At 61.7% G+C, this 21,544-nt stretch carries 20 protein-coding genes and 1 pseudogene; 3 read left to right on the top strand and 18 right to left on the bottom strand.

The window, feature by feature from the left end:
- Position 1: 1 nt before the first annotated feature.
- Entirely contained in the window at positions 2-673 is a 672-nt protein-coding gene (locus ACQ4V8_RS04735) for a hypothetical protein (RefSeq protein WP_436571005.1), read from the bottom strand.
- Between the two features lie 20 nt (positions 674-693).
- On the bottom strand, positions 694-1,788 hold the full coding sequence (locus ACQ4V8_RS04730; RefSeq protein WP_010394112.1) for a hypothetical protein: 1,095 nt from the start codon (positions 1,786-1,788) through the stop codon (positions 694-696).
- 494 nt (positions 1,789-2,282) lie between these two features.
- Here ACQ4V8_RS04730 and ACQ4V8_RS04725 point away from each other — a divergent pair.
- Positions 2,283-2,518: pseudogene (locus ACQ4V8_RS04725) on the top strand (transposase domain-containing protein); the annotation flags it as partial.
- On the opposite strand, the gene ACQ4V8_RS04720 reads toward ACQ4V8_RS04725, so the two are convergent.
- The 3 genes from ACQ4V8_RS04720 to ACQ4V8_RS04710 all read right to left on the bottom strand — a co-directional run bounded on the left by ACQ4V8_RS04720 (position 2,507) and on the right by ACQ4V8_RS04710 (position 6,066).
- Positions 2,507-2,926, bottom strand: a complete 420-nt coding sequence (locus tag ACQ4V8_RS04720; RefSeq protein ID WP_436571004.1) for a hypothetical protein — start codon at positions 2,924-2,926, stop codon at positions 2,507-2,509. The pseudogene ACQ4V8_RS04725 and the gene ACQ4V8_RS04720 sit on opposite strands and share 12 nt — an antisense overlap.
- Positions 2,927-3,329: 403 nt before the next feature.
- Positions 3,330-4,577, bottom strand: coding sequence for a glycosyltransferase family protein (locus ACQ4V8_RS04715; RefSeq protein ID WP_070345952.1), 1,248 nt, complete (start codon positions 4,575-4,577; stop codon positions 3,330-3,332).
- A 34-nt stretch (positions 4,578-4,611) separates the two neighbouring features.
- Positions 4,612-6,066, bottom strand: a complete 1,455-nt coding sequence (locus ACQ4V8_RS04710; protein WP_010394105.1) for a hypothetical protein — start codon at positions 6,064-6,066, stop codon at positions 4,612-4,614.
- A gap of 241 nt (positions 6,067-6,307) precedes the next feature.
- Here ACQ4V8_RS04710 and ACQ4V8_RS04705 point away from each other — a divergent pair, with 241 nt between their 5' ends.
- The gene (locus ACQ4V8_RS04705) at positions 6,308-6,967 is read left to right on the top strand and encodes a response regulator transcription factor (RefSeq protein ID WP_436571003.1); all 660 of its coding nucleotides are present in this window, start codon (positions 6,308-6,310) and stop codon (positions 6,965-6,967) included.
- Here the strand turns inward: ACQ4V8_RS04705 and ACQ4V8_RS04700 are convergent.
- Both ACQ4V8_RS04700 and ACQ4V8_RS04695 read right to left on the bottom strand, forming a co-directional pair.
- Positions 6,927-9,287, bottom strand: a complete 2,361-nt coding sequence (locus ACQ4V8_RS04700) for a sensor histidine kinase (protein WP_436571002.1) — start codon at positions 9,285-9,287, stop codon at positions 6,927-6,929. The two genes, ACQ4V8_RS04705 and ACQ4V8_RS04700, sit on opposite strands and share 41 nt — an antisense overlap.
- Entirely contained in the window at positions 9,284-10,273 is a 990-nt protein-coding gene (locus tag ACQ4V8_RS04695) for an ABC transporter substrate-binding protein (protein WP_436571001.1), read from the bottom strand. The genes ACQ4V8_RS04700 and ACQ4V8_RS04695 overlap by 4 nt, the downstream gene beginning before the upstream one ends.
- Before the next feature lie 124 nt (positions 10,274-10,397).
- On the opposite strand from ACQ4V8_RS04695, the gene ACQ4V8_RS04690 reads away from it, so the two are divergent.
- Positions 10,398-11,069 (top strand): hypothetical protein, encoded by a 672-nt coding sequence (locus tag ACQ4V8_RS04690; RefSeq protein WP_128089115.1) that lies wholly within the window; start codon positions 10,398-10,400, stop codon positions 11,067-11,069.
- Positions 11,070-11,087: 18 nt separating this feature from the next.
- Here the strand turns inward: ACQ4V8_RS04690 and ACQ4V8_RS04685 are convergent, their stop codons facing one another.
- The 11 genes from ACQ4V8_RS04685 to ACQ4V8_RS04635 all read right to left on the bottom strand — a co-directional run bounded on the left by ACQ4V8_RS04685 (position 11,088) and on the right by ACQ4V8_RS04635 (position 21,518).
- Positions 11,088-11,399, bottom strand: coding sequence for a hypothetical protein (locus tag ACQ4V8_RS04685; protein ID WP_010394090.1), 312 nt, complete (start codon positions 11,397-11,399; stop codon positions 11,088-11,090).
- A 188-nt stretch (positions 11,400-11,587) separates the two neighbouring features.
- Positions 11,588-12,658 carry a tetratricopeptide repeat protein gene (locus tag ACQ4V8_RS04680; protein ID WP_436571000.1) on the bottom strand — a complete coding sequence of 357 codons (1,071 nt, stop codon included), beginning with the start codon at positions 12,656-12,658 and terminating at the stop codon, positions 11,588-11,590.
- A gap of 11 nt (positions 12,659-12,669) precedes the next feature.
- Positions 12,670-13,608 (bottom strand): type II secretion system F family protein, encoded by a 939-nt coding sequence (locus ACQ4V8_RS04675; RefSeq protein ID WP_436570999.1) that lies wholly within the window; start codon positions 13,606-13,608, stop codon positions 12,670-12,672.
- Between the two features lie 18 nt (positions 13,609-13,626).
- A complete protein-coding gene (locus ACQ4V8_RS04670; RefSeq protein WP_010394083.1) occupies positions 13,627-14,604 on the bottom strand; it encodes a type II secretion system F family protein in 978 nt (325 codons plus the stop codon).
- Between the two features lie 11 nt (positions 14,605-14,615).
- Positions 14,616-15,962 (bottom strand): TadA family conjugal transfer-associated ATPase, encoded by a 1,347-nt coding sequence (locus ACQ4V8_RS04665; RefSeq protein WP_010394082.1) that lies wholly within the window; start codon positions 15,960-15,962, stop codon positions 14,616-14,618.
- Positions 15,963-16,019: 57 nt separating this feature from the next.
- Positions 16,020-17,189, bottom strand: a complete 1,170-nt coding sequence (locus ACQ4V8_RS04660; RefSeq protein ID WP_010394080.1) for a CpaE/TadZ family protein — start codon at positions 17,187-17,189, stop codon at positions 16,020-16,022.
- A 52-nt stretch (positions 17,190-17,241) separates the two neighbouring features.
- Positions 17,242-17,853: a TadE/TadG family type IV pilus assembly protein gene (locus tag ACQ4V8_RS04655; RefSeq protein ID WP_010394078.1), complete on the bottom strand. Its 612-nt coding sequence runs from the start codon at positions 17,851-17,853 to the stop codon at positions 17,242-17,244.
- On the bottom strand, positions 17,843-18,325 hold the full coding sequence (locus ACQ4V8_RS04650) for a TadE/TadG family type IV pilus assembly protein (RefSeq protein ID WP_010394076.1): 483 nt from the start codon (positions 18,323-18,325) through the stop codon (positions 17,843-17,845). Before ACQ4V8_RS04650 ends, ACQ4V8_RS04655 begins: the two co-directional genes overlap by 11 nt.
- Entirely contained in the window at positions 18,322-19,752 is a 1,431-nt protein-coding gene (locus ACQ4V8_RS04645) for a pilus assembly protein TadG-related protein (protein WP_436570998.1), read from the bottom strand. The genes ACQ4V8_RS04650 and ACQ4V8_RS04645 overlap by 4 nt, the downstream gene beginning before the upstream one ends.
- The gene (locus ACQ4V8_RS04640; RefSeq protein ID WP_010394073.1) at positions 19,742-20,044 is read right to left on the bottom strand and encodes a hypothetical protein; all 303 of its coding nucleotides are present in this window, start codon (positions 20,042-20,044) and stop codon (positions 19,742-19,744) included. The genes ACQ4V8_RS04645 and ACQ4V8_RS04640 overlap by 11 nt, the downstream gene beginning before the upstream one ends.
- 16 nt (positions 20,045-20,060) lie before the next feature.
- A complete protein-coding gene (locus ACQ4V8_RS04635) occupies positions 20,061-21,518 on the bottom strand; it encodes a type II and III secretion system protein family protein (RefSeq protein ID WP_070345958.1) in 1,458 nt (485 codons plus the stop codon).
- Between the last annotated feature and the right edge of the window lie 26 nt (positions 21,519-21,544).

Genomic DNA, 21,544 nt, shown 5'->3' with positions numbered 1-21,544 from the left:
GTCAGCGGCCGGGACCGACCGGGTCCACCGGCTTGGGAATGACGATGCGCCGGATCGGCAGACCGGGCAGCGCCAGCTCCGGCGGCACGATGCGGTCCTTGGGCATGTCGATCGGATTATGGGCGGCGTCATACAGCTGGAAATCCGGCGCGAACATCAGGATGGCCTCGATGCGCTGGCCATCATCGGTAGCCTGGTGGTGGCGCACGTAGCCGGGCGGCAGCTCGAAGTCCTCGGGTACCGCCAGGCCGATCATGGGGGGACGCGTGCCCGGCGGCGAAAACGCGCCCAGGCCGCTGTATATGCCGCGTTCATGCAGACGTTCTATCACTTCGGGCATGGTCGGATTTTCGCCACGGGCGACGTAGCTTTTCAGGTCGCGCGTCGGATCGGCATCGCCCTCGGGCGCGCGCGATGGAATGTGCGCCGCGGCTTGCGGCATGGCTGATGCAGCCGGCGCGGGCTGCGGCCAGGCCGGTTGCGCCGCGCCGGCGGACGCCGGCGACGGCGCAGCGGCGACCACGCCGATATCGGGCGTCGTCACCAGGTAGACCAATACGCCACAGCCGATCACGGCAAGCACCAGCGCGACCGCAAGATAGACGGCGCGCGGACGCCAGGCGCGGTGTGCGCCCGGGGTGTCATCCGACGGCCGCTTGGGAGGCTTGTCCATGGGATCCGCTCAGCCGGGCATCAAGGCGTCGCGACGTTGTAGGTCGAGACCGCCCAACCCATCCGCTCATGACCATATTGGTTCCAGATCGGATTCTTACCGCCCGAGAAAGTGTTGTAGCGCGGCGCACCGCTGCCGGTGCTGCCGCCAAACAGGCCGGACGTTACCGTGCTGCCGCTGTAGGTCGGATGGGTGTCGTCCGACTGGATGTAGTCGTAGCTGCTGCCGGACGACACAAAGTGCGTGTGGGCGTCGCGCAGCGTCGAGCGCAAGGTGGTGCTGATCCGAGTCAGATAGCTGGCCTGGCTCTCGCCGGCGACGTAGCGCAGCGCTTCGGAGTCGATCTTGCCGTCGCCGTTGCTGTCGTAGTCGGCCCCCATGTACTGGGCGAAGTTGTCGGCGCAGGCAAAGCCCTTTTGGCGCGCCAGGTCGCACATCGCGAAGTTGATCCTGACCAGGGAAGGCAGGAACTTGTCCTGCATGTTCACCGTCTTGCCGGTGGATGGGTCCTTGCACGCGCTTTGGACATTGTCGGCGGCATAGCCGGGGTAATGCAAGTTCGACACCAGCTTGAGCTTGACGCCGGAATAGGCATTGGCGTTGATGTAATTCATCGCCGCCTCGACATAGGTCCTGCAGCTGTTTTCCGCCGCGGTCAGCACACTGTCGTCGCAGGTGCCAGATTGGCTTTTGAAGGCGGTGCGGGCCTGCAAGCCATCGTTGCCGCACATCTCGAAGGCCACCACGCGCGTGTTACTCGACTGCATATACGAGCGTTCGGCCACGATCTTGTTGTTGTAGACATCCGAGGCGATCGCGCCGGACTTGGTGCGGCGGACGCTTTCGATGTCGGCGTTCCACAGCGCGGACAGGTATTCCGCGTCCACCGTCGGCGCCGAGTACTTGGCGGCGCTGGAGACGGAGCCGTTGTAACCGGCAAAGATCGAATCGCCATAGGCCACCACGCGGTAGACGGTGGAGGAGCCGGGACGGTCGATGGTCCAGGAAACGTTTTGGTTCAGGGTGCTCGCTGCCGCGTGGCCCGCGACGGCGAACAAGACAAGGGTGGACAACAGCGTAGGCAACGATTTCTTGTGAAAGCGGGTGTACGACATGGGGCGTCTCCGGTCAGTGTCTGTGCAAGATGGCTCATTATGTGATTTTTCTCGCGCTACGACGTACGACAACCTCGGCCGCGCGAGCCATCATAGCGCGGAGGTCAGGCTGCCATCGTCCAGATCAATTACGTGTTAGCAAACAACTCATATTACCTCACGGACAGAGAGGCGACTCAACTGCGCAGCCGCTATCGCGAAAAAAATGCGAATGCCCCGACAGGACCGGTCGTGTGTGGCGCCGCGTTCACAGCCGCCGTGCGCGAGACGCGGCCATGCTGGCGCAAATGTTGGATCGGTACTGCTTGGGGGCATAGACTGGCTGCAGGCGGAACCGACGTGGAAAACGACATCGGCCGTATAAACGTCACAAGCCTCGCGTAAGCGTGGCACATGCTCGGGCCAGCTGCCATGAGATCCGCCACCTGCATCCCAAACGGGCTGGTTCCTGCTGCGACGCGATCGGGCAGGCGCCAGCGCCGAGCCGGCCGATCAAACGCGGCACCGCGATCAACTCGTTGATCGGAACGGCCAAGCTCAATGGCGTCGATTTTGAGGCCGGGCTAAGCCATGTACTCACACACATCGCTGCCTGCCGCTCAACCGGGTCGACGAATTCCTGCCCCAGCACTTCGCAGCGCAAATTACCAGCGGCGTGATGCCATCATCGCGCAACACCCCGCTCAACTCAAGACGGCTCCGGCAAGACGCTGACGGCTCAGCTTGCTGACTTGATCAAAAATGTCACTAGCTCACATTTTTTGCTCGCGGCATTAATATCGAAAATGACTTGTACTGATTTTCCACCTTCGTTCTTGCCCATGTGATAGCGTCCGTCTTGGGGGTCCAGCACTGCAGTGGTGCCACGCAAAAACGATTCCAGGTCACCCGGGGTTTGAATAGCAACATCGTTGCCGCGCTTCTTGACCTGCGACAGAAAATGCCCGCCCTTGTCGGTCCAGAGTGCCGGCAGCATTTTTCCATTCCATGCATTGAGCGTCACGTCCTTCCAGGCGGTATCCGTGTTCCCTTTCAACTTGAATCCATCGTGACAAACTTTCGGGGTTGGCACAGCCGCGAGCGCAACAGTGGTGCTGGCGACGAGCAAGGTAGCTACGACCAATTTAAGTTTCAACATACATTCTCCAAAGTGATATAACGGCAAGAGTCAGCGCCCTTGGGCAACGGTTATTGCTAGCAGCGCAAATGCAGGACAAATTTTTTGTCGTATTTTCGGGCACTCCTTTCTTCAAATAGATGACGTGGTTTTCCGATGCGACAAATGGCAACGGATAGTTTCGTTCATGTATCGGCCTCAAGGGTCGGCATCCTTGCTGCCTTCGCGCTGCGCCAGCCACCTGTGCATCACATTAAGCAGGCAAGAAGATGCGCGGCGTCGATCTTTTTGCACATCACTACGCAAATCGACCTAAGCGATTGTTTTTAAACCAGTCAGTTCATGAGATTCGACATCGTGTCAATCCGTGGACATTTTTACTGCGTTCTTTTTTCACCTTCACGACACCCTTTCGGCGAACGTTTCAGGCGCAATGCAGACCGCAGTTGTTCACCGTACCGTTCACAGCACCTTGGATACGCTGCGCCACCGTATCCCATGAAAACCGCTCTGACTGTGCTAGTGCCCGAGCAGCCGCACCGCGGCTGTGGCGATACGACGCATCGGCGTAGAGCCTAGCCAAGGCATCAGCCACTGCGCTCGCCGACACCGCGAACATATCGCCGTATTCATAAAATATGGCTTGACGTTCCACTGCGGGTACGAGTTCCGCCACACCCTGCCAGACCTCAAGCAATCCCGTGTGCGCGGGAACAACTTGGGCTTTTCCCGTCAGCGCATGCTCGAAGCTCACCAGCCCGAAACCTTCCCCCATGGCTGTGTTCAAACCGACGTCCGCCGCGTTGTACAGCAAGTTCAGATCGGCCAAGCACTTCGGATTGTCGGCTTCATCCTTGGGTATCAGATGAATCCGGTCAGCCAGCCCTGCGGCGGCGGCCAGGGAGTTGATCGAAGCACGTTCGCGATCCGGTATAAAGAGCGCGTGAAGGTACAAATGGGCGTCCGCATCGGTGCACGAAACGAAATGCGCGAAGCCGGCAACAGACAGATCCAAACGCTTGCGAAAGTAGGCGCGATTGGCATTGAGCACCACAAATGAAGAAGGCCTGATGCCAAGCGACGAGTCAAAAATTTTTTGGCGCAAAGCGCCATTGTTGCCCTGGCTGCCCGCCTGGTCCGGCAAAGAGTAAAACTCAGTACAAGACCCTATGCCATGCCCAACCGCCACAACCGGCGGTAGATACAGGCCGCTCTCGCTTTGCGCCGCCAGGCGCGCCACCGATACGCGTGCGAAATCGCTATAAGTAAGCACAAGATCACAGGCATGAAAAATATGCAGCGCAATGGGGTCGGTGAGCTCGGCCTCCATGGCCGCGTACAGCGCGACCTTCACCGCGGGACGAAACGCTTGCAGTTGCGCCAACAAGGGGCGCGCCAAGTAGGGCGGCCCGATGACCAAGATCAAGGTGGGCCGGAATGACGCCACAGCTGCCTTCAGATCATCGGGATGAACCTGAAAACGCGGACCACATCCGCGCAACGTGACTGCAAACGCAAGCATCGGTAGTTGTCCATAGCGTTGTCTTGCATCCGTAGGGTCGATGCCGGCATAACCGACCTCACAACCGTCAGACAGCGCTCTGGCCAAGCTCATCCCGACGCCAGTCAGCCCGCTGCCTGCGGTGTGCAGGCCGATCAGAAGCAAGCGCATGAGGGACTTCCGTCCCTGACCAGAGGCCGCTGGACTAGCCACCAAAGTATGCGCCAAAATTCATGAAATCAAACGGCTGGGCCGCATTGATTTGCATCTCATAGTTGAGAACGGCGTCGGACTGAAACGAGGTCGCTACCCCGTTGTAGGTTTGCATTGCTTGCAGCGGACCTTGTCCGTTCTGATTCGTCAGGCGATACTTACAATCAGCCAGCGCCGAGTCATCCGAACCACTGTAGACCAGCCGCTTTACATAGAAGGTCGAATCCGTCACCCAAATTGGATCTACCACGAAGCTGCCGGAATGCTGCTCGGGCGAACCCATCGGACCGACAACCAGTGACGCGTCATCCGGAGCCACTGCAGTATTTGCTTCGGCACTTTGCGGCGTAAGAGTCATCGTGGCGCCATCGATCGCCGTTTTGAACGCATCACCGAAATAGGTCATGTGAACGACCAAGCGGCGGTCAGCCGGATCGGTCAATGCCAAGCGCGCCAAGAGCGCTTCTGCAGTGTTAAAAATGGGTGAAATCGCATAGTAGGAATGCGCAATGCGCACATTGCCGCTATACAGCGGACTCATGTCAGGGTGGAATTGCCAAGCAGCGTGGTACGCCAGGAAACCATAGCCGCTCTTGGTTGAACCCACCAGACCGGAACGCACAATCTGAACCAGATTCTGGATGTACGCCGATTCCTGTTCGAGGATCAGCGCCTGATAAGCATACCAGGCATCCTTGGCTAATATGTTATCGCCGTTGAAGTTGTGTGCCTCGATGACCAGGTTAGTGGCGCGCAGCTGCGCCCAGGTCAGCTTGACATAGTAAGCCTGAAACTGGTCGACCGCTTGTCGGTAATCGAGTGCACCATCCTCGATCAGCGGGCAGACCATGTTTGCCCAGTCCGCGAGCGCGCCTTTATTGGACCCATCGGACATCATGAAAGAGTTGATGCCATTGGCCGCCGTCACTTCGCCATTATTCGGATCAAGAATGGACGCGACGAGGTCGGCAATGTCCCTCGGCTTGACGCTATTGGCAGGGTCGATGTATAGGGTGTACTGGCTATATGCAGTCCTGATCTGCACCAAATAGGCTTTGATGCTGTTATCTTGCTGTAACCAGTTGCCGTAGAGCACGTCCTGTCCGATTGCCTTGAGCATGGCTTCGATACCCTTGATCTCGCCATAGATATCAGCGATCGCCGCTCCCATCGCCGTGAGCTGGCTGGCGATCTGGCCGATCTGCTCCGTTTGCGCGTTCAAGCTATCTTGCAACAGTGTCAGTTCAGCTCCTGGACCCGGCTTGAAATCACCACTGATGCTATTGACCAGGTCGCCCAGGTCCTGGCCGGCTGCAGCTTGATCATTACCGAACAAAAATGCCAAGGTACCGCCCACATCCATGCCAGTGGTATCGTCCAGATAACTGGTGGCAGATTTGGCAAGGCTTTTACCGAGGGCTCCGACGGCATCGTCAAAAAAGTTCATATTAGTTTTCCCAATAACTGAAAGCCCGAAGGCAGAGATGAAGGCGGATCACACAGCCACCCGTCACAACAACGTGGACGGTGAATCCGATGAGGACATTGCTTGTTTGAGGACAAGTAACGAGTCCATTCTGATTTTTCCCAAACCGCAGCGCTACTGGCCAGAAGGATCGGCTATCTGGCCCATACCCAAGCGAGTGCCAGCTGTGGTACAACAGCCTATGAACTCTCCTCGGAGCTTTATGAACATCCTTCTCGTTGACGATCACCCCCTCTTCCGCGAGGGCCTGTCGCTGGTGTTGCACTCTTTGATGGACGATGTCAGCACCAGCGAAGCCGGCAGCTGTGAGCAGGCTCTCGAGCACCTCGATTCGCACCGAGTGGACCTTGTGCTGCTCGACCTGGGTTTGCCGGGCATGAGTGGGTTTGAAGGCTTAGCGGCTGTGCGGCGCGACCATCCGGACGTGCCCGTGGTTGTGCTGTCTTCAAATGAAGATCGGGCGAGCGTGATGCAGGCCATCGATGGTGGGGCAATGGGATTCATCCCGAAGAGTTCCACTTCCGGCGTGCTGGCCGGTGCATTAAGGCTGATTCTGGCGAAAGGGGTCTATCTGCCAGCAACGGTATTCCTGTCTGACAGGAACATTCCCAGCCCGGGTCCAAGCGCGCCGGCCACCCCTCGGGCACGCACCTGCGCCGACCTTGGCATGACCCAGCGCCAATCGGATGTGCTGCACTTGGTCTTACAGGGCAAATCGACAAAAATCATCTGTCGCGAGCTCGATCTTTCGCTCAGCACAATCAAGGCACATACCTCGGCCGCGCTGCGGGCCTTAAACGTTACCACTCGTACGCAAGCCGTTATTGCAGCAAATAAGCTGGGACTGGCGTTTCCGGGTTAGATATTCCGAGCATGGCGATGCACGCATTAAACAGGCTCGCTGGCCGGACTGGCTTGCGCAGCAGCATGCAGTGATCAGGCAGTGATGCCTGCGATGGTGGATTACTTTCACCCGTCACGATGATAGCGGCGATACTCTGTTCGCTGTCGCGACGAATGTAGTCAATCGCATGCAGACCACTGTCAGCACCACCGAGGCGCAAGTCGGTGACGATGAGATCGGGTATGCGTATATGACAGCTCAGTAAGTCGTGAATCTCAGCCGTAGAACGCGCAGCGATGACGTGGCAGCCCACCAGACCGAACAGCTGCTCCATGGCATACAGGGCATTCACGTCGTCATCAACAACGACGATGAAGGCCCCGCGTAAGCGCTGCGTATTTAAGCCAGGAACCGGGGATACGGCCGCAGCCTGTCGATGCGCAAATGGCAAGGTAATCTCGAACATTGAACCGCGCCCGGGAGTCGACGTTAAATGGATGGCCACTCCGAGCAAGGCGGCGGAGCGCTGCACAATGGAGAGCCCGAGCCCCAAGCCCTGTCTGGGCTCGCACCGCTGGGTGTCGATCTGATAAAACTCTTCAAAAATATGGCCTTGCAAAGCCGCCGCGATACCGACCCCGGTGTCATGCACTTGCAACCGCACAGTATTACCCACTCGGCGGCAACCTATCAAGACCTTGCCTGCAACGGTGTAGCGGATCGCGTTGCTCACCAAATTAGCCACAATTCTTTCCAGCAAAGCCGAATCGCTCCTGACCCCGTAGCGGCAGCGTGCGAATCGCAAACTCAGATTTTTCTCCTGCGCCAGCGGCTGGTAATTGAGCTCGACAAAAGCGAACAGGTCTTCAAGCTCGATAGTCTGCATATCCAGAGTCACGGTGTGTGAATCGAGTTTCGAAATATCGAGCAGGCCGGAAAACAGCGACTCCATCCCGTGCACGGCGGCCTGGATCTTGCTAACCAGGTTACTCTCATCCGGATTATGCAAACGCTCGTACAAAACCCCGAGCAGCAGCCCTACCGCATGCATCGGCTGCATCAGATCATGGCTGGCAGCGGCAAGAAACCGGGTCTTGGCCGCGCTGGCGCGCTCCGCCTCATCCTTGCGCAGCGCCAGTTCACCGAGCCGGCTGGAAAGCTCGGCATTCACAGCGGCTAACTCGGCGGCCTGGCGCCGTACCTTGGCCCCGACAAGTTCTAGCGCCGCTGTTCGCTGACTGACCTTTGCCTCCAGGTGTTCGTGGCTCTCGCCGAGGGCGATGGCCATCCGGTTGAACTCATGCGCCAACAACTCCACCTCATCGCCGGTCTCGATAACGATGCGCGTCTGCAGATCCCCGGCACCGATGCGTTCGGCCCCGACACGCACAGCAAGGATGGGGCTGGACATACGCCGTGCCAGCAGATAGCTCACCGCCACCGCAGCAACCAAAGCGACCAGAACCACAAATAGCGTCGCGCCCAGCGATTCCAGAATGGGATGGAATGCTTCGCGCGCCGGCTGCTGGACGAACAGCCACCACCGCGGTCCCCGCACGGGTGCAGCCACCGAGAGCACGGTGTTCCCGTTGAAGTCATACGTCATAGTCGGGCTTGTAGCCAAGCCACCGGAGAGCACGGCGGCCACCGCATCGGAGGCACGAAGATCCAGATGGCGGAGCACCAGATTGGCGTCTGGATGGGCGATCAGCTGCCAGTCCTGATCGACAATATAGGCAGATCCGCTGGCGCCAGCGCGAATCGCAGTGACCGTCGAATGGATCTGCCGCAGGTCCACTTGTGCCAGCAGCGCACCACCGAGTCGGCTGCGCGATGCGATTGCGATATCGACATAGGGTTCTGAGCCATCGCGAAACAAGACGCGGCCATATGCCACCGGCCTATGGCGTGCTTCCCGCAGCAAAGTACGTTCGTGTTCGAGCAGGGGGATGCTAGCGCAGCCATCACTGCTATCCACACTCACCCGCGCTACCTCGATGCGCACGCAACCGTCGACGCTGACGTAGCGCAACTGCAATAGCGACGGTACTTTTCGCAGCAGGCGGTGGATAACATCTCGCACGCCGGCGAGGTCGACGGGGCGTCCAGGTTGGTCATAGTCGAGCGCCCACAACATCGAATCCGTAATACTGGAGAGGAAAGACTGAATCTGCACGATCGCGAGCTGAGATTGTGCCATGAGTAACTCGTCGACGCGCGCGCGCTGGGCACGTACGCTCAATGCGGTCTGCACAACGCTGGCAATAATCAAGGTGGCAGCGATCATGCCCGTCAATACCAACAAGTACTTGCGAAACAGTGGCTGCCGAAAGCTCACTCGAGTATCCGGTCGGCACGGCGTAAAATCTCGGCGCTGAGGGCGTAGGAATGCGCGTGCTTGGCCTTGAAGTTGATGAGCAATTCGAACTGGACTGGCCGGCTGACCGGGAATTCACCGGCTTTGCCACCTCGAAGGACATGGGCGACAGCACGGGCCAGGCGCATGTAAGCGTCCGATTGCACTGCACCAAAGTACATCAGCCCCCCATCATCGACAAACACCTGCGCCTCATACAGAGCGGGCAAGGCGAGGGCATCCATCTTCGCAATCACGTCACGGCGTCCATTCCACGTTATTGCAGTGGCAGAAACAATCACGGCGTCCGGCTTGGCATATCCGATTCGCGCGAGCAGGGCCGGCAAGTCCGTCTGCGCCGACACACTGTAGTCGAGCAACTCGACGCCACGCTTGCGCGCATATTCCTGCGCTTTCACATGACAGCCACCGTCGGGGATGCTGGCGTCGCGCATAAAACCAATCCGCCGGGCTGCCGGCAAGGCGTCGCGCATGATCTCCACCAGTTTGTCGTCGATGCAGCGAAAGGTAGTGATTCCGGTCATACCTCGCCCCGGACGGGAGTAACTATCGACGAGGCCACGCTTGACGGGATCATCGTGAGCACGAAATACCACTGGAATCTCGTTTTTTCCGCGCGCGCTCAAGACCGCCTGCGCCGCATCAAAGTCGAAGCAGAGAATCAAATCTGGGTCCGCAGCGTCGAGCTTGAGCGCAAGATGGCGCAAGCGTTGCGGATCAAAGTCAGCGAACGCGTGGGTAAAGCGCACCTGGACCGCCATGGCTGGATCGTGTGCGCCAAACGCAGCCTGGAAGGCATCGAACGCCGTCGTGCTTTGCCGGGATGACGACAGGCAAGCAATGTGGAAACGAGGACTTGCCCGCCCGTGCACGAGGATGGGAACAGCCGCAACGGCAATTAACAACCGACGCATCCTGCATGGAGGCTTCATTTTATCTGGCGACATTTCTTGCAGGCACTCCCGTGTCAGCACATCAAAAGACGACAGTAGAATTACATTGTCTTACCTTATAGAAAATGTTTCAATGATTAAGTTTCCCTATTTTGAACTCCCCTTCTCAAGGAAAGTCATGTCCATATCCTTCACATGCCAGCTCCTGGCCGCACTTTCCTTAGTTGCAGCCTTCTCCCATGCGTCCGTCGCCGCGCCAGGAACGCCGCAAATACCGATCGTTCATAAGCAGCTCTCACCGAAATGCGCATCCGGCGCGCTTGGCCCCGTGAGCGATCAACCCTCCAATAAGCTCATACCCCATCAATACATGCTCTTGTTGGTGTTCCAGAAAGGCCGTGGCAGCAAGTATTTTGGTGACGCTACCGTGAATCAATATGGCTGCATTCCCGATGTGGAAAGTCAGACAGACACCGCCACCAACAAAACGGTGTTGAAGGAAACCGGCACCTTGATGACGGTCGCCAACTGCCCGAATGACTGCGTATTCCCGCGCACCACCGTCACTGCAATGGAAGGCGGCGCCGATCCGCTCGATAGCAATCCGTGGGGGATCTTGTCGGCCACGGACACCACGCGCGCCGGTGGTGCGAGCAACAGCAAGATTGAAATCTGGGAGATTGCTGCGATCGACGCGTGTCACGCACGACGCGTGTATGCGTATCTGACCAAACGCGGAACCGACCGGGTACTGGCCAAGGCGCTGGCGCGCGGCGACATGCTGGGAGAAATCTTGGTCGGTTACCGGGATCCGAATTACAAAGAAGGACCGTCGACCGTTTGTAACTAGAACAGCAAGGCGACACACTCACCGCCGCCCGTCCCCTCCCCGGCTCTCCAGCCACTCGCGGCCACCGGCCTCCAGTGCGGCGTAAATCACTTTTTCCGGCAAGCTGTACACGGTCGCCCAGCTGGCGCGGCCATCCTGCGTGTTGGCGGGAAAGCTGTGCGTTTCGATGGGCCAGTGGTATTTGCGTTTGAGCGCCTTGACGATGGCGGCCAGGGAGACGCGGCCTTGCAGCGGTTCGGCACCGGACTGGTCGCGGTGCGACAGCAGTACGGCCAGGACCTGGCCGCGACCCGTGCGTGCGCCGGGGAAGGTGGGGGGTTTGTTTGCCATGGCTTATTTTACCGCCGTCGACACGCTGCTGCCCGAAGACCTGGCTTGCTTTCGCGCATTGCGCGACGTGCTGCCGCGCTGTGGCGCGCTCGGACGCTGGGGCATTTTCCTGATCCACTGCCCAAGCGGCATATTCAACATGGGCGGCGCCCGCCAAGGCGCCGCGTTTTTACGCCAGCAGAGGCGTGTCAACCGAGCCGTGCCAACGCCTGGCGCGCCAGTTGCAGTTGCTGCAAATAATAGCGGTGCAACATGGCCGGATCGCTCAGGTCGCGCCCGAGTACCAGGCGCAGCTCGCTGGCAGGGCAATCGGCAGCCAGGGTCTGCACCTGGCCACCCAGTTGCCGGGCCAGCCGGCGCGCCGCCTGCGCTTGCGCGGGACGATGTTCGACGCGCGTGCGCGCCACCTGGAAGCTGGTTTCATTAGCCAGGCGCACCACCTGCACGGGATCGCCTGCCAGGCTGCGCGCCAGGGCGGCGGCCAAGCCAGGCACGCCATTGCCATTCACAATTTCCAGGCGCGGCGGCGGCGCGCCTGCCACCGGCATGGGTCGCAGCGGCAACAATTGCACCAAGGCGCTAGCGGGCAGGCTGCGCGCCGCCGGCAGGCGCTGCAGCTGGGCCATGCCATCGCGCTGCGTGATCTCCACGCGCGCCATGGCGGGCATCTCCTGGGCCGGTGCCGGTGCGGACTGCGGCGGCGCCGTGCCGCGCAATACAGCCATGTCGCGTCGCAAGTCGTGTTCCTGCAAGCTGGCAGCCTGGCGCCGCATGATGGCGGCGCGCTCATGCTGTCCCTGGCGTTCCAGCACCTGCGCCAAGTGTTGCCAAGCCAGTGCATTGAGCGGATCCAGCAAACACGCTTGCTCGAGCGCGGGCAAGGCTTGCGCGTCGCGCCCGCTCAGATAATAGGCATGGCCAAGATTGCTGAACAGATAGGCTTGCTGCGGCCGCGCCATGCCCGCTTGCTGCGTCAGCGCCTGCCAGTGCGCAATGGCAGCGACGTGCTCGCCGCGCTGCGCGTGCAGCACCGCCAGGCCATTGCGCGCATTCACATGGCGCGGTGCATGGCGCAGTGCTTGCTCATAGGCCACTTGCGCGGCAGGCAAGTCGCCCCGTTCGAAATGCGTGCGCCCCGCCACATACGCGGCATCGGCATCAGGCCACGCGGGCACCGGTGCATGGGCCAATTGCGTGGTACAGGCAAGCTGGCCCAGACCGACGCAGGCGACGGCCAGGCAGGAGAGTGTCAAGCGCATGCAAGCTCCTTTCAGCGGCTGGCCATGGCCGGCACGAGCACGCGATAGACTTCGATCACGGCCGGCCCCATGAGCACCAGCATCAGGGTGGGAAAGACGCAAAAAATCAGCGGGAACAGTAATTTCAAGGCGATCTTCGCTGCTGCCTCCTCGGCCAGCAGGCTGCGCTTGCTGCGCAGGTTTTCCGAATGCACGCGCAGCGAATCGCCCATGCTGGTGCCGAAGCGTTCCGATTGGATCAGCATGGCGACGAGGGTGTCGACATCTTCCACGCCGCTGCGCAGGGCCAGGTTGCGCAGCGCCTTTTCCTTGGAAAAGCCGGCGCGCATTTCCATCAGCACCAGCTGCAATTCCTGCGCCAGCACCACGCTTTTGATGTGGATTTCGCCCGCCACCTTGACCAGCGCGCGCTCCAGGCTCAGGCCCGCTTCCACGCACACGGTCAGCAAGTCGAGCGCATCGGGGATGTTTTCAAAAATATCGCGCTGGCGCCGCTTGGCCGTGCTGACCAGCACCAGGTTGGGCAGGTAGTAGCCGATGGTGGCGCTGACGCACAGCAGCAACAGCAGCATGCTGCGCAACTGCGCGGCCATGGCGCTGGCGGCATACAGCCCCAGCATGCTGGGCAACAGCAGGGCCAGCACGGTTTTCGCCGCAAAATACAAGGCTGGCGCGCTCGCTTGCCGCCAGCCCGCGTTCATGAAGCGCGTGCGCAGCGGCGAGCGCTCCCAACCCTCTTCCGGCAGCGACAGCTTGCTGAACGGCTGCGCCACGCGCGCCACCCGCTCGGCCCACCCAGTGTCGGCCACCGCATCGCTGGCGGCCGGCGTCATGGTGCCAAACAGGCGCTGGCGCAAGGTGCCAGGAAAGAAGATCAGCCACGCCAGCAGGGCCAGCGTCACCACCACGGCAAAGACGATCAACAAAAACAGCAATTGCGGGCCAGTCATGACGTTTTCTCCACCTTGTTAAATGCGGATGCGCATGACATTGCGCATCCAGAGCACGCCCAGCGCCACCATGCCGGCCGCATACCACAGCAGCTTGATGCCGGCAGGGTCGGTCCACAGCAGGCGGATGTATTGCGGATTTACCAGCGCCATGACGCCGATCATCACCACCGGCATCAGTCCCAGCACCCAGGCCGACATGCGCCCCTCGGCCGACAGCACGCGCACCTGCCCCAGCAACTTCAAGCGTGCCCGGATGATGCGCGCGATGCTGACCAGCACTTCAGCCAGATTGCCGCCCGATTCACGCTGCACCAGCACGGCGATGACGAGGTAGCGCAAGTCCGTCAGCGGAATGCGCGCAGCCAGGTTTTGCAACGCCTCGTTCATCGGCACGCCGTAATTAATTTCCTCGTGCGCCATCCTGAATTCGCCGCTGATCGGTTCATTGAGTTCGTCGCCCACCATCTGCAATACATTCGAAAATGAGTGCCCGGCGCGCAGCGCGCGGGCCAGGAAATCGGCCGCTTCCGGCAATTGCGCCTCGATCTTTTTCAGCCGCGCCGCGCGCGCGCGCAGCACGCACAGGCACGGTGCGCTGACGGCGCCGGACAGCAGCAGCAAGGCCCCCGGCAAAGGTATGGAGCAGGCTGCCAACAGCAGCAGCGCTGCCAGCAACAGGGCGCCGGTAACGCCGATGAATTGTGCTACCGACCAGGACAAGCCCGATTGCAGCAGCAGGTGGTCGAGCTGCGCCGCCTGCGGCGCGCGCCGCAGCAAACGCTCCAGGCCGGGCGCACGCGCATAGCGGCGCTGCTTGAGGATGGAAACGCGCTCGCCGCCCGCCTCGCCGCGCGCCACCATCAGCCGCAAGCGCCGGTTGATGCGCCGTGCCGCGCTGCCATGCGTGCCCGACCACCACAGCCAGGCGCCTTCCACCAGTAGGATGCAGGCGGCAAACAGCAGCACGGCAAAGCCGTAGAACACCAGGTCCATGACACCACTCCTTAGGCATAAATACGATCCGGGTCGAAGACACTATCGGGCACCGGCGCGCCAAACATGCGCAGGCGCTCCATGAAGCGAGGCCGCACGCCCGTGGCGCAGAAGTGACCCTGCACCTTGCCGTCGGCATCCACCCCCGTCTGCTCGAAGCGAAAGATTTCATGCATGGCGATGATGTCGCCTTCCATGCCCGTCACTTCCTGCAGGCTGACGAGCTTGCGCGCGCCGTCTGTCAGACGCGACACTTGCATCACCACCGTCACGGCCGAGCAAATCTGCTGGCGCGTGGCGCGCGGCGTCAAGTTCACATTAGCCATGCCGACCATGTTTTCCAGCCGCGCCAACGCGTCCCTCGCCGTGTTCGAATGGATGGTCGCCAGCGAACCCTCATGGCCCGTGTTCATCGCCTGCAGCATGTCGAGTGCCTCGGCGCCGCGCACCTCGCCCAGGATGATGCGATCGGGGCGCATGCGCAGCGCGTTGCGCACCAGCGCGCGCTGGCTCACGTCTCCCTTGCCCTCGATATTCGGCGGCCGCGTTTCCAGGCGCACCACATGCGGCTGGCGCAGCGCCAGTTCGGCCGCATCCTCGATGGTGACGATGCGCTCGCTTCCGGGAATGAAACCGGACAGCACGTTGAGCAAGGTCGTCTTGCCGCTGCCCGTGCCGCCCGAGATCAAGATATTCACCTTGGCTTGGCCCAGCGCCTGCAGCACCTGCACCATGGGCGGCGTCAAGCTTTTGTAGTCGAGCAGGTTGGCGATGCTCAAAGGTTGCACGGCAAAGCGGCGGATCGACAGGATAGGCCCATCGACGGCCAATGGCGGAATGATGGCGTTGACCCTGGAGCCATCGGGCAGGCGCGCATCGACCATCGGGCTCGATTCATCGACGCGTCGTCCCACGCGCGAGACGATTTTTTCGATGATCTTCATCAGATGCGCATTATCGTGAAAGGTCACGTCCGTCAACTGCAGCCGCCCGCCCCGTTCGACATACACCTTGTCGCAGGTATTGACGAGGATATCGGACACGCTGGCATCGGCCAGCAAGGGTTCCAGCGGACCAAAGCCCAGCATCTCGTACTGGATATCGAGCACCAGGCTATGTCGCTCATGCTGGTTCAGCACGATGCGCTCTTCCTCGATCACGCGCTGCACCAGCAGCGCCAGCTCGTGCTTGAACTGCTCGGCCGTCAGGCGTTTCAAGCGTTCCAGGTCGATGCGGTCGAGTATCGTCTGGTGCATGCTCTTCTTTAGTTCCTGGTAGGCGTGCAGCGCCAGCGCCCCTTGCCCGTTGCTGACGGGGCGCACCGTTTCATTCGCCGCCAGGCGTTCGCGTAAAGTCATCTCGGCTCCCATGATGGCCCCCGGCGGGAGCCTTGATATCAGTCATCTGCCGTCCCGTCAAACCTCGCTGCGGCTGAACAGGCGGTCGAACAGGCCGCGGCTTTCCGTCACGCGGCGCGCCGTCACCAGTTCCACCAATTCGGCCAGGCTGCGCGCCACGGCGCTGGTGCGCGACAACCGCAGCAGCGCAATGCCCTGGTTGACGGAATCGGTGGCGGCGATGTAATCGTTGGGCACCGTATGCACCACTTCCGCGCCCAGCGCTTGCTCCAGGTCCGCCAGGCGCAGGCGCCCGCCCTTTTCATAGCGATTGACGATCAGGCGCAAACGCTCGGCCGGATAACCGAGCGAGCGGAAAATGTCGAGCAGGCGGCGCCCATCGCGGATGTCAGGCAAGGCCAACTGCAGCACCGGATAGATGGCGTCGGCGTTGTCGAGTGCGCGCAGCGACAGCGCATCGATCTGGCGCCCCACGTCGAGCACAATGTAATCATAGTGCTGGCGCGCCACGGCCAGGATGCGGTCCATGTGATCGGGCTGCATATCGACCTTGTGCGCCGGGTCGTCGGCCGCCGCCAGCACGCCAAAATTGGGCGTCACATGCACCAGACACGAGGCGAGAAAAGCGCCATCCATGCGCGCGATCTGCGCGCAAATGTCGGACAGGGTCATGGCCGGTTTCTGGTCCGAGACATACAAGGTAGCGTCGCCGAACTGGCCGTGCAGGTCGATCAAGAGCACCTTGCAACCGGCCAGGCTTGCCAGCGCGTAGGAAAAATTCGTCGACAAAAAGGTAGCGCCGCTGCCGCCCTTGCACGAGATGAAAGCGAGGACCTTGCCATCGCGCATCTGCGTCACGCCGGCCTGGATATCGACACGGTCCATCGCTTCATGGAAGGCCTTGTGCACCAGCGGTAGTTGCAGCACTTCGCGCATGCCGGCGCGCATGGCGCGGATCAGCACATCCTGCTGCTGGCCGCGCGTAAGCAGCATCAGCACGGCCAGCGGATACTGGCGCGCCAGCCGTTCCAGCAAGTCCGCCTCGTCGGCGTCAAGGCCGCTGGCATCGACGATCACCAATTCCGGCGCTTCGGGCAACATGCGCTCGACGGCGTCGCGCAGGCCGCTGCGTCGCTCCAGCAGACGCAGCACCGGCATGCGGGCCGCACCCTGCGCCGCGATTTCATCATGCAAGCCGGCGTCGCGGCTAATCATCAAGGCTTTCATCAACCCTCCTTCATTCAAGGCAACATATTCGGCTGCGCCGGAGGATCGGCGCTCATGGACAAAAATCGGGATTGTCCGGATAGCCCAGCGACTCGGCCGCCGCCATGGTGGCCGCGCTGGGCAACCGTATGGCCCCTGCGCCGGAGGGAAACATCATCCCCAGCAGCGGCAGCACGGGCCGGTACGGCACTGTCTCGCAGCGCACATCGTCGCTCGGCACGCACAGGCGCGCGCGCACGAAGCGGATGCAGCTGGCACCATGCGGATCGTCCAGGCAATTGATGCGGTTGCGTTGCGGACAGCCTGGCATGACCGTCACCGGCACTGCCGCCAACGCGCCGCCGCCCGCCTGCGACAGATAGTCGATGCGCACATACGCATCGCTAAGGCCGCCACCGAGCGGCAACGCGCCCGGCGTAGTGCGCAGCACGGCGTGCGTGCGCACCGCCTGCAGCGCAGCGGCATTGCTGAAATCGGTGACGGCGGCGGCGCGCGCCGCGCGCCGGGTGATCTCGTGCACCAAGTTCCACATGTAGACGGCGCGCGCCACTTCCAGCATGGCAAACAGGAAGAAAAAGAACAGCAGCGCCAGCATGGCGAATTCGACAGCGAAGACGCCGCCCTGGTGCTGCCGCCGCTGCTCGATAGACAGGTTAATTGACATAGCGCAATATCGCATTCGCCCGCAGCGGGATAGGCGCCAGTTGCGGCAACCATTTACGCGTCAGCTCGGGCAGGAAATCGACCGGCATGTCCACGGCGACCTTGATGCGCACCTGTAGCGGTGCCGTGGGGAAGTTGCCGCAGTTATAGGACTCATCGGCGTACACGCAGTCCACGATCACCCGGACGGTCTCCATATGCGGCCAGCTTTCGGCCATCGCCTCGACCACCATTTGCCGGGAAAACGCAACGCCCTGGGTTGCCGTGCCAATGCTGCCCATCTGTGACAGCGGCATGGTCGCCAGGTAGCGCGCCGCATCGTGCGTACTTTTTTGCAGGGCCGTGTACACCAGCAGTGCGCGCCCGAACAAGAGCACGAAAGGCAACAGCCCTATGAAAAACAGCAGGATCAAGGCCAGCTCGATGGCGGCGACACCATCCTGGCGCCGTGGCGCGCGGCGGCACGGCTTCATTGCAGCAGCTCCGCCGGACCGAGCAACGATCCCTCGTTCGCCAAGCCGGCAAATTCGGCGCTCAGCATGCCATTGCTGGCCGGCGCCGTCATGAAGAAGCGGCCGATACCGCGCACCTGCGCCAGCACGTCATTACCGGCTGGCAAGGGGCAGGCCAGCAACGCAATGTGCAGCAAGCGCCGCTGTGCCACACCCGTGTTGCCGCTAGGCGCAGTCTGGTAAGCCGTTGTCAGATACGGCGCTTTATCGCTTGGATAGAGGGACTTGGCGACCGGCGCGGTCGGGGCCGCGGGATACAGCTTGGCCCAGTCGCTGATGGCAAACGACAAGTAGCCGCCAGCCGGCTTCGGATTGCTGTACCTGGCCGCCCTGCCAAACGACCACAGCGGTCCGTAACTGCCGACGGCGGGCGGCGTCGCATTCGATTCCGGATCGGCCACGGACAACAACGGGTTGCCGCTGCTCAGGGCGCTGGGGGCATCGGGCATATTCATCATCCACCAGTTCGCGGCCGTATTCGGATACGCGCGGATATTCATGTCCGGTGGCGCCGTGACGGGGTGGCAGCCGCTGCCCGCATACTGGTTGAAGCGCGCATTGAAGGCCGGCCACAGCGTGCTGGGAAAAGGTCGGTGCACATGCACCTGGGCGCTGCCGATGCGCCGATACAGCACCGTGCCGCTGCAGACAAACGGCAGCACGCTCGACTCGCTGACCTGCTGCGACGGCCCCACCAGGCCCGGCTGGCCCAGCGGATTGAGCACGAAGTGTTCGGGTACCGCGCCATGCGCATTAAGCTTCAACAAGTTATACGCCACGCCACGCCGGAAGCCATATTCCAGCAACTCGACGGCCGGTAGCAGGGCCGCATTCGTGCGCGCGCTGGCGGCACTGCCCGACAGCGCGCAGATGGCCAGTGGCGTCAAGTGCAAGCTGGACCGTCCAGCCACGGCGCGCGCGCGCGTGTCCAGCGTGCGCAGCGCCGGCGACCAGGCACCCAGAAACGCCGTCGCCACCTGCCCCAGCGAGGGTGTATTGGCCTGCGTATCGACGCGCGCGAACAGCGCCGTGGCAGGGTCGGGCACGGCGCCCGCCGCATACCACTCACTGGCGGGCGCGTCGGGTGCGCTGGCGAAGCGGATGCTGGCATCGGACAGGATGGCGCCCTCCATGCGGCGCCGCCATACACTCCGGTCGGCCGCACTGTGCTTGGCTCTTTCCACGGCAACGAGCAGGCCCTCGGGCGTACCCACCAGTTCCGCCGCAGCTGCCAGCGCCGCATTGTCGGCCAGGTTCTGCAGTTCCGTCTTGCGACCGATGACCTGTCCCACATCGAATGCCAGGCCGATAAAGCCCAGCACCACGATCAGCAGGATGGAAAAGGCGATCAGTATCGCCCCGCGCTGGCGCTGACTTCTATTTGCCATTGCCGCCTCCCAGCATAAATTGCACGGGCTGCGGGGCCTGCCCGTGCGGTTCGGCAAACGCGGCACGGTAGCGCTGCATGATGGCGTGCGCGCTGGGGCCATCAAGGCCATCGGCCGGCAGGCGGTTGCCGGCGCTGGACGGATCGCGTACCTGCTGCGCCATGGCCAGGCGCACGGCGTCGCCAAAGCGCCGGTCCAGCTGCGGCGTGCTGCCATGCGTACAGGCAGCCAGCTGCAGCGCCAGCAGCAGCGCCGCCAGGCGCCGCAACAACATCAAAAGCGAATTTGGCATGGTATATCTCCCCGTCTCATTTGAGCTCGAAGCCGTTGGCTGCGCGCATTGTCGGCAGGGGCTGCAGCACGGGCGGCGACACGGATGCCGGCGCCAGCGTCCCTTCCATCTTGCCGTCCAACATCAAGTCCGTGCGCGTAGGAGGCGCCAGCTGCGCCGTCGGCAGCACGGCGTCCGCAGGCAAGGGTTTGACCAGGTGCGCGGTAATGACAAACAGCAATTCCGTGCGGTCATGCTGGAAATCCGTGCTGCGAAACAGCGCACCGAGGATAGGCACTTCGCTGAGCCAGGGCACGCCGCTGATGTTACTCACCTGGTTGTTCTTGATCAGGCCGCCGATGGCGTAGCTCTGGCCGTCGTACAACTGCACCGTGGTCGAGGCGCGCCGCGTGGTGATGACGGGCAAAATAGAGCGTCCGCTGACACCAGCTGCGGAAATGCCCACCCCGTCGCGCGACAGTTCCGACACTTCCGGCGCCACCTTCAGGTTGATGCGCCCGCCCGACAGCACGGTGGGCGTGAAGCGCAGGCCGACGCCATACTCGCGCTCTTCCAGCGTGATCTTGTTATTGTCTTGACCGACAGGAATGAAGATCTTGCCACCGGCCAAAAAACTGCCCTCTTGCCCGCTGATCGCCATCACCGTCGGTTCGGCCAGGATGCGCACCAGGCCATCCTGTTTCTGCGCCGCGATGCTCAGTTGCTGGCCATTCGATTTGCGCACGTCGAGCAAGCCCTTGGCCGTACCGCTCAAAAAATTCGATAGCAAGGTGGTGGCCCAACTGCCGGACGCAAACCGTAGGGTAGCGCCTGCTTCCAGCCGCTCCAGCAGGGACTTCGACACTTCGGCGATCTGCACGGCCAGCATGACTTGCTGCGGCGCACTGATGTCGAGCATATTGATGACGCGGCTATTCACGCTGCCCGCGCCACCAGCGGGCGCCGTGGCTGCCAGCGGCCCGGCAGCGCCAGCGGCGCTCTTGGGCAGCGCCAGCGGCGACGTTGCGCGACGCACATAAGCGTACGCCAACTCGACGGCGCGCAGCACGGCGCCCGCATCCTGTACCGTACCCGACAGCACCAAGGTGTCGGCCACGGCCGTCACGCGGATGGCTTTTTCTTCCGGCATCAAGGCCGCCAGCGTGGCCTGCAAGCCGGCCGGGTCCATGCTGACGCTGACGTTCACCACGCTGCACACGCCGCTGCGTCCCTGGATGATCATGTTGGTGCTGCCGACGTCGACGCCGAGCATATATAAAGTATCGGGCGCTACCAGCATGGCTTGCAGCACAGCCGGATTGCCAACGCTGCGCGCGAGCACTGTCTCGGGCAGGCGCAGCATGCTCGACTTGCCCACCTGCAACTGCAAGTTACCGGGTGTCGCCGCTTCTCCGCCGCAGCGCAGGCCAGGATCGGCCACCGCGCTGGCAAGCGGTAACAGCAGGCAGCACAGTGTCAGCAGGGCGCGGTTCATGAGCGTGTCCATGGTTGAGCTAGGTA

This window comes from Janthinobacterium paucivorans (assembly GCF_051380805.1).
Classification (GTDB): Bacteria; Pseudomonadota; Gammaproteobacteria; order Burkholderiales; family Burkholderiaceae_D; genus Janthinobacterium; species Janthinobacterium lividum_D.
The sequence above is the reverse complement of the archived record's forward strand: the minus strand, read 5'-3'. Positions and strand labels throughout refer to the sequence as shown.

What these genes read in the sequence shown, in the direction of transcription:
- ACQ4V8_RS04690 (WP_128089115.1), top strand. Translation starts at nt 10,398, where the DNA reads ATGTCCATATCCTTCACATGCCAGCTCCTGGCCGCACTTTCCTTAGTT.
- ACQ4V8_RS04635 (WP_070345958.1), bottom strand. Translation starts at nt 21,518, where the DNA reads ATGAACCGCGCCCTGCTGACACTGTGCTGCCTGCTGTTACCGCTTGCC.
- ACQ4V8_RS04710 (WP_010394105.1), bottom strand. Translation starts at nt 6,066, where the DNA reads ATGAACTTTTTTGACGATGCCGTCGGAGCCCTCGGTAAAAGCCTTGCC.
- ACQ4V8_RS04685 (WP_010394090.1), bottom strand. Translation starts at nt 11,399, where the DNA reads ATGGCAAACAAACCCCCCACCTTCCCCGGCGCACGCACGGGTCGCGGC.
- ACQ4V8_RS04695 (WP_436571001.1), bottom strand. Translation starts at nt 10,273, where the DNA reads ATGTCGCCAGATAAAATGAAGCCTCCATGCAGGATGCGTCGGTTGTTA.
- ACQ4V8_RS04715 (WP_070345952.1), bottom strand. Translation starts at nt 4,577, where the DNA reads ATGCGCTTGCTTCTGATCGGCCTGCACACCGCAGGCAGCGGGCTGACT.
- ACQ4V8_RS04640 (WP_010394073.1), bottom strand. Translation starts at nt 20,044, where the DNA reads ATGCCAAATTCGCTTTTGATGTTGTTGCGGCGCCTGGCGGCGCTGCTG.
- ACQ4V8_RS04645 (WP_436570998.1), bottom strand. Translation starts at nt 19,752, where the DNA reads ATGGCAAATAGAAGTCAGCGCCAGCGCGGGGCGATACTGATCGCCTTT.
- ACQ4V8_RS04730 (WP_010394112.1), bottom strand. Translation starts at nt 1,788, where the DNA reads ATGTCGTACACCCGCTTTCACAAGAAATCGTTGCCTACGCTGTTGTCC.
- ACQ4V8_RS04680 (WP_436571000.1), bottom strand. Translation starts at nt 12,658, where the DNA reads ATGCGCTTGACACTCTCCTGCCTGGCCGTCGCCTGCGTCGGTCTGGGC.
- ACQ4V8_RS04720 (WP_436571004.1), bottom strand. Translation starts at nt 2,926, where the DNA reads ATGTTGAAACTTAAATTGGTCGTAGCTACCTTGCTCGTCGCCAGCACC.
- ACQ4V8_RS04735 (WP_436571005.1), bottom strand. Translation starts at nt 673, where the DNA reads ATGGACAAGCCTCCCAAGCGGCCGTCGGATGACACCCCGGGCGCACAC.
- ACQ4V8_RS04675 (WP_436570999.1), bottom strand. Translation starts at nt 13,608, where the DNA reads ATGACTGGCCCGCAATTGCTGTTTTTGTTGATCGTCTTTGCCGTGGTG.
- ACQ4V8_RS04705 (WP_436571003.1), top strand. Translation starts at nt 6,308, where the DNA reads ATGAACATCCTTCTCGTTGACGATCACCCCCTCTTCCGCGAGGGCCTG.
- ACQ4V8_RS04670 (WP_010394083.1), bottom strand. Translation starts at nt 14,604, where the DNA reads ATGGACCTGGTGTTCTACGGCTTTGCCGTGCTGCTGTTTGCCGCCTGC.
- ACQ4V8_RS04650 (WP_010394076.1), bottom strand. Translation starts at nt 18,325, where the DNA reads ATGAAGCCGTGCCGCCGCGCGCCACGGCGCCAGGATGGTGTCGCCGCC.
- ACQ4V8_RS04655 (WP_010394078.1), bottom strand. Translation starts at nt 17,853, where the DNA reads ATGTCAATTAACCTGTCTATCGAGCAGCGGCGGCAGCACCAGGGCGGC.
- ACQ4V8_RS04660 (WP_010394080.1), bottom strand. Translation starts at nt 17,189, where the DNA reads ATGAAAGCCTTGATGATTAGCCGCGACGCCGGCTTGCATGATGAAATC.
- ACQ4V8_RS04665 (WP_010394082.1), bottom strand. Translation starts at nt 15,962, where the DNA reads ATGACTTTACGCGAACGCCTGGCGGCGAATGAAACGGTGCGCCCCGTC.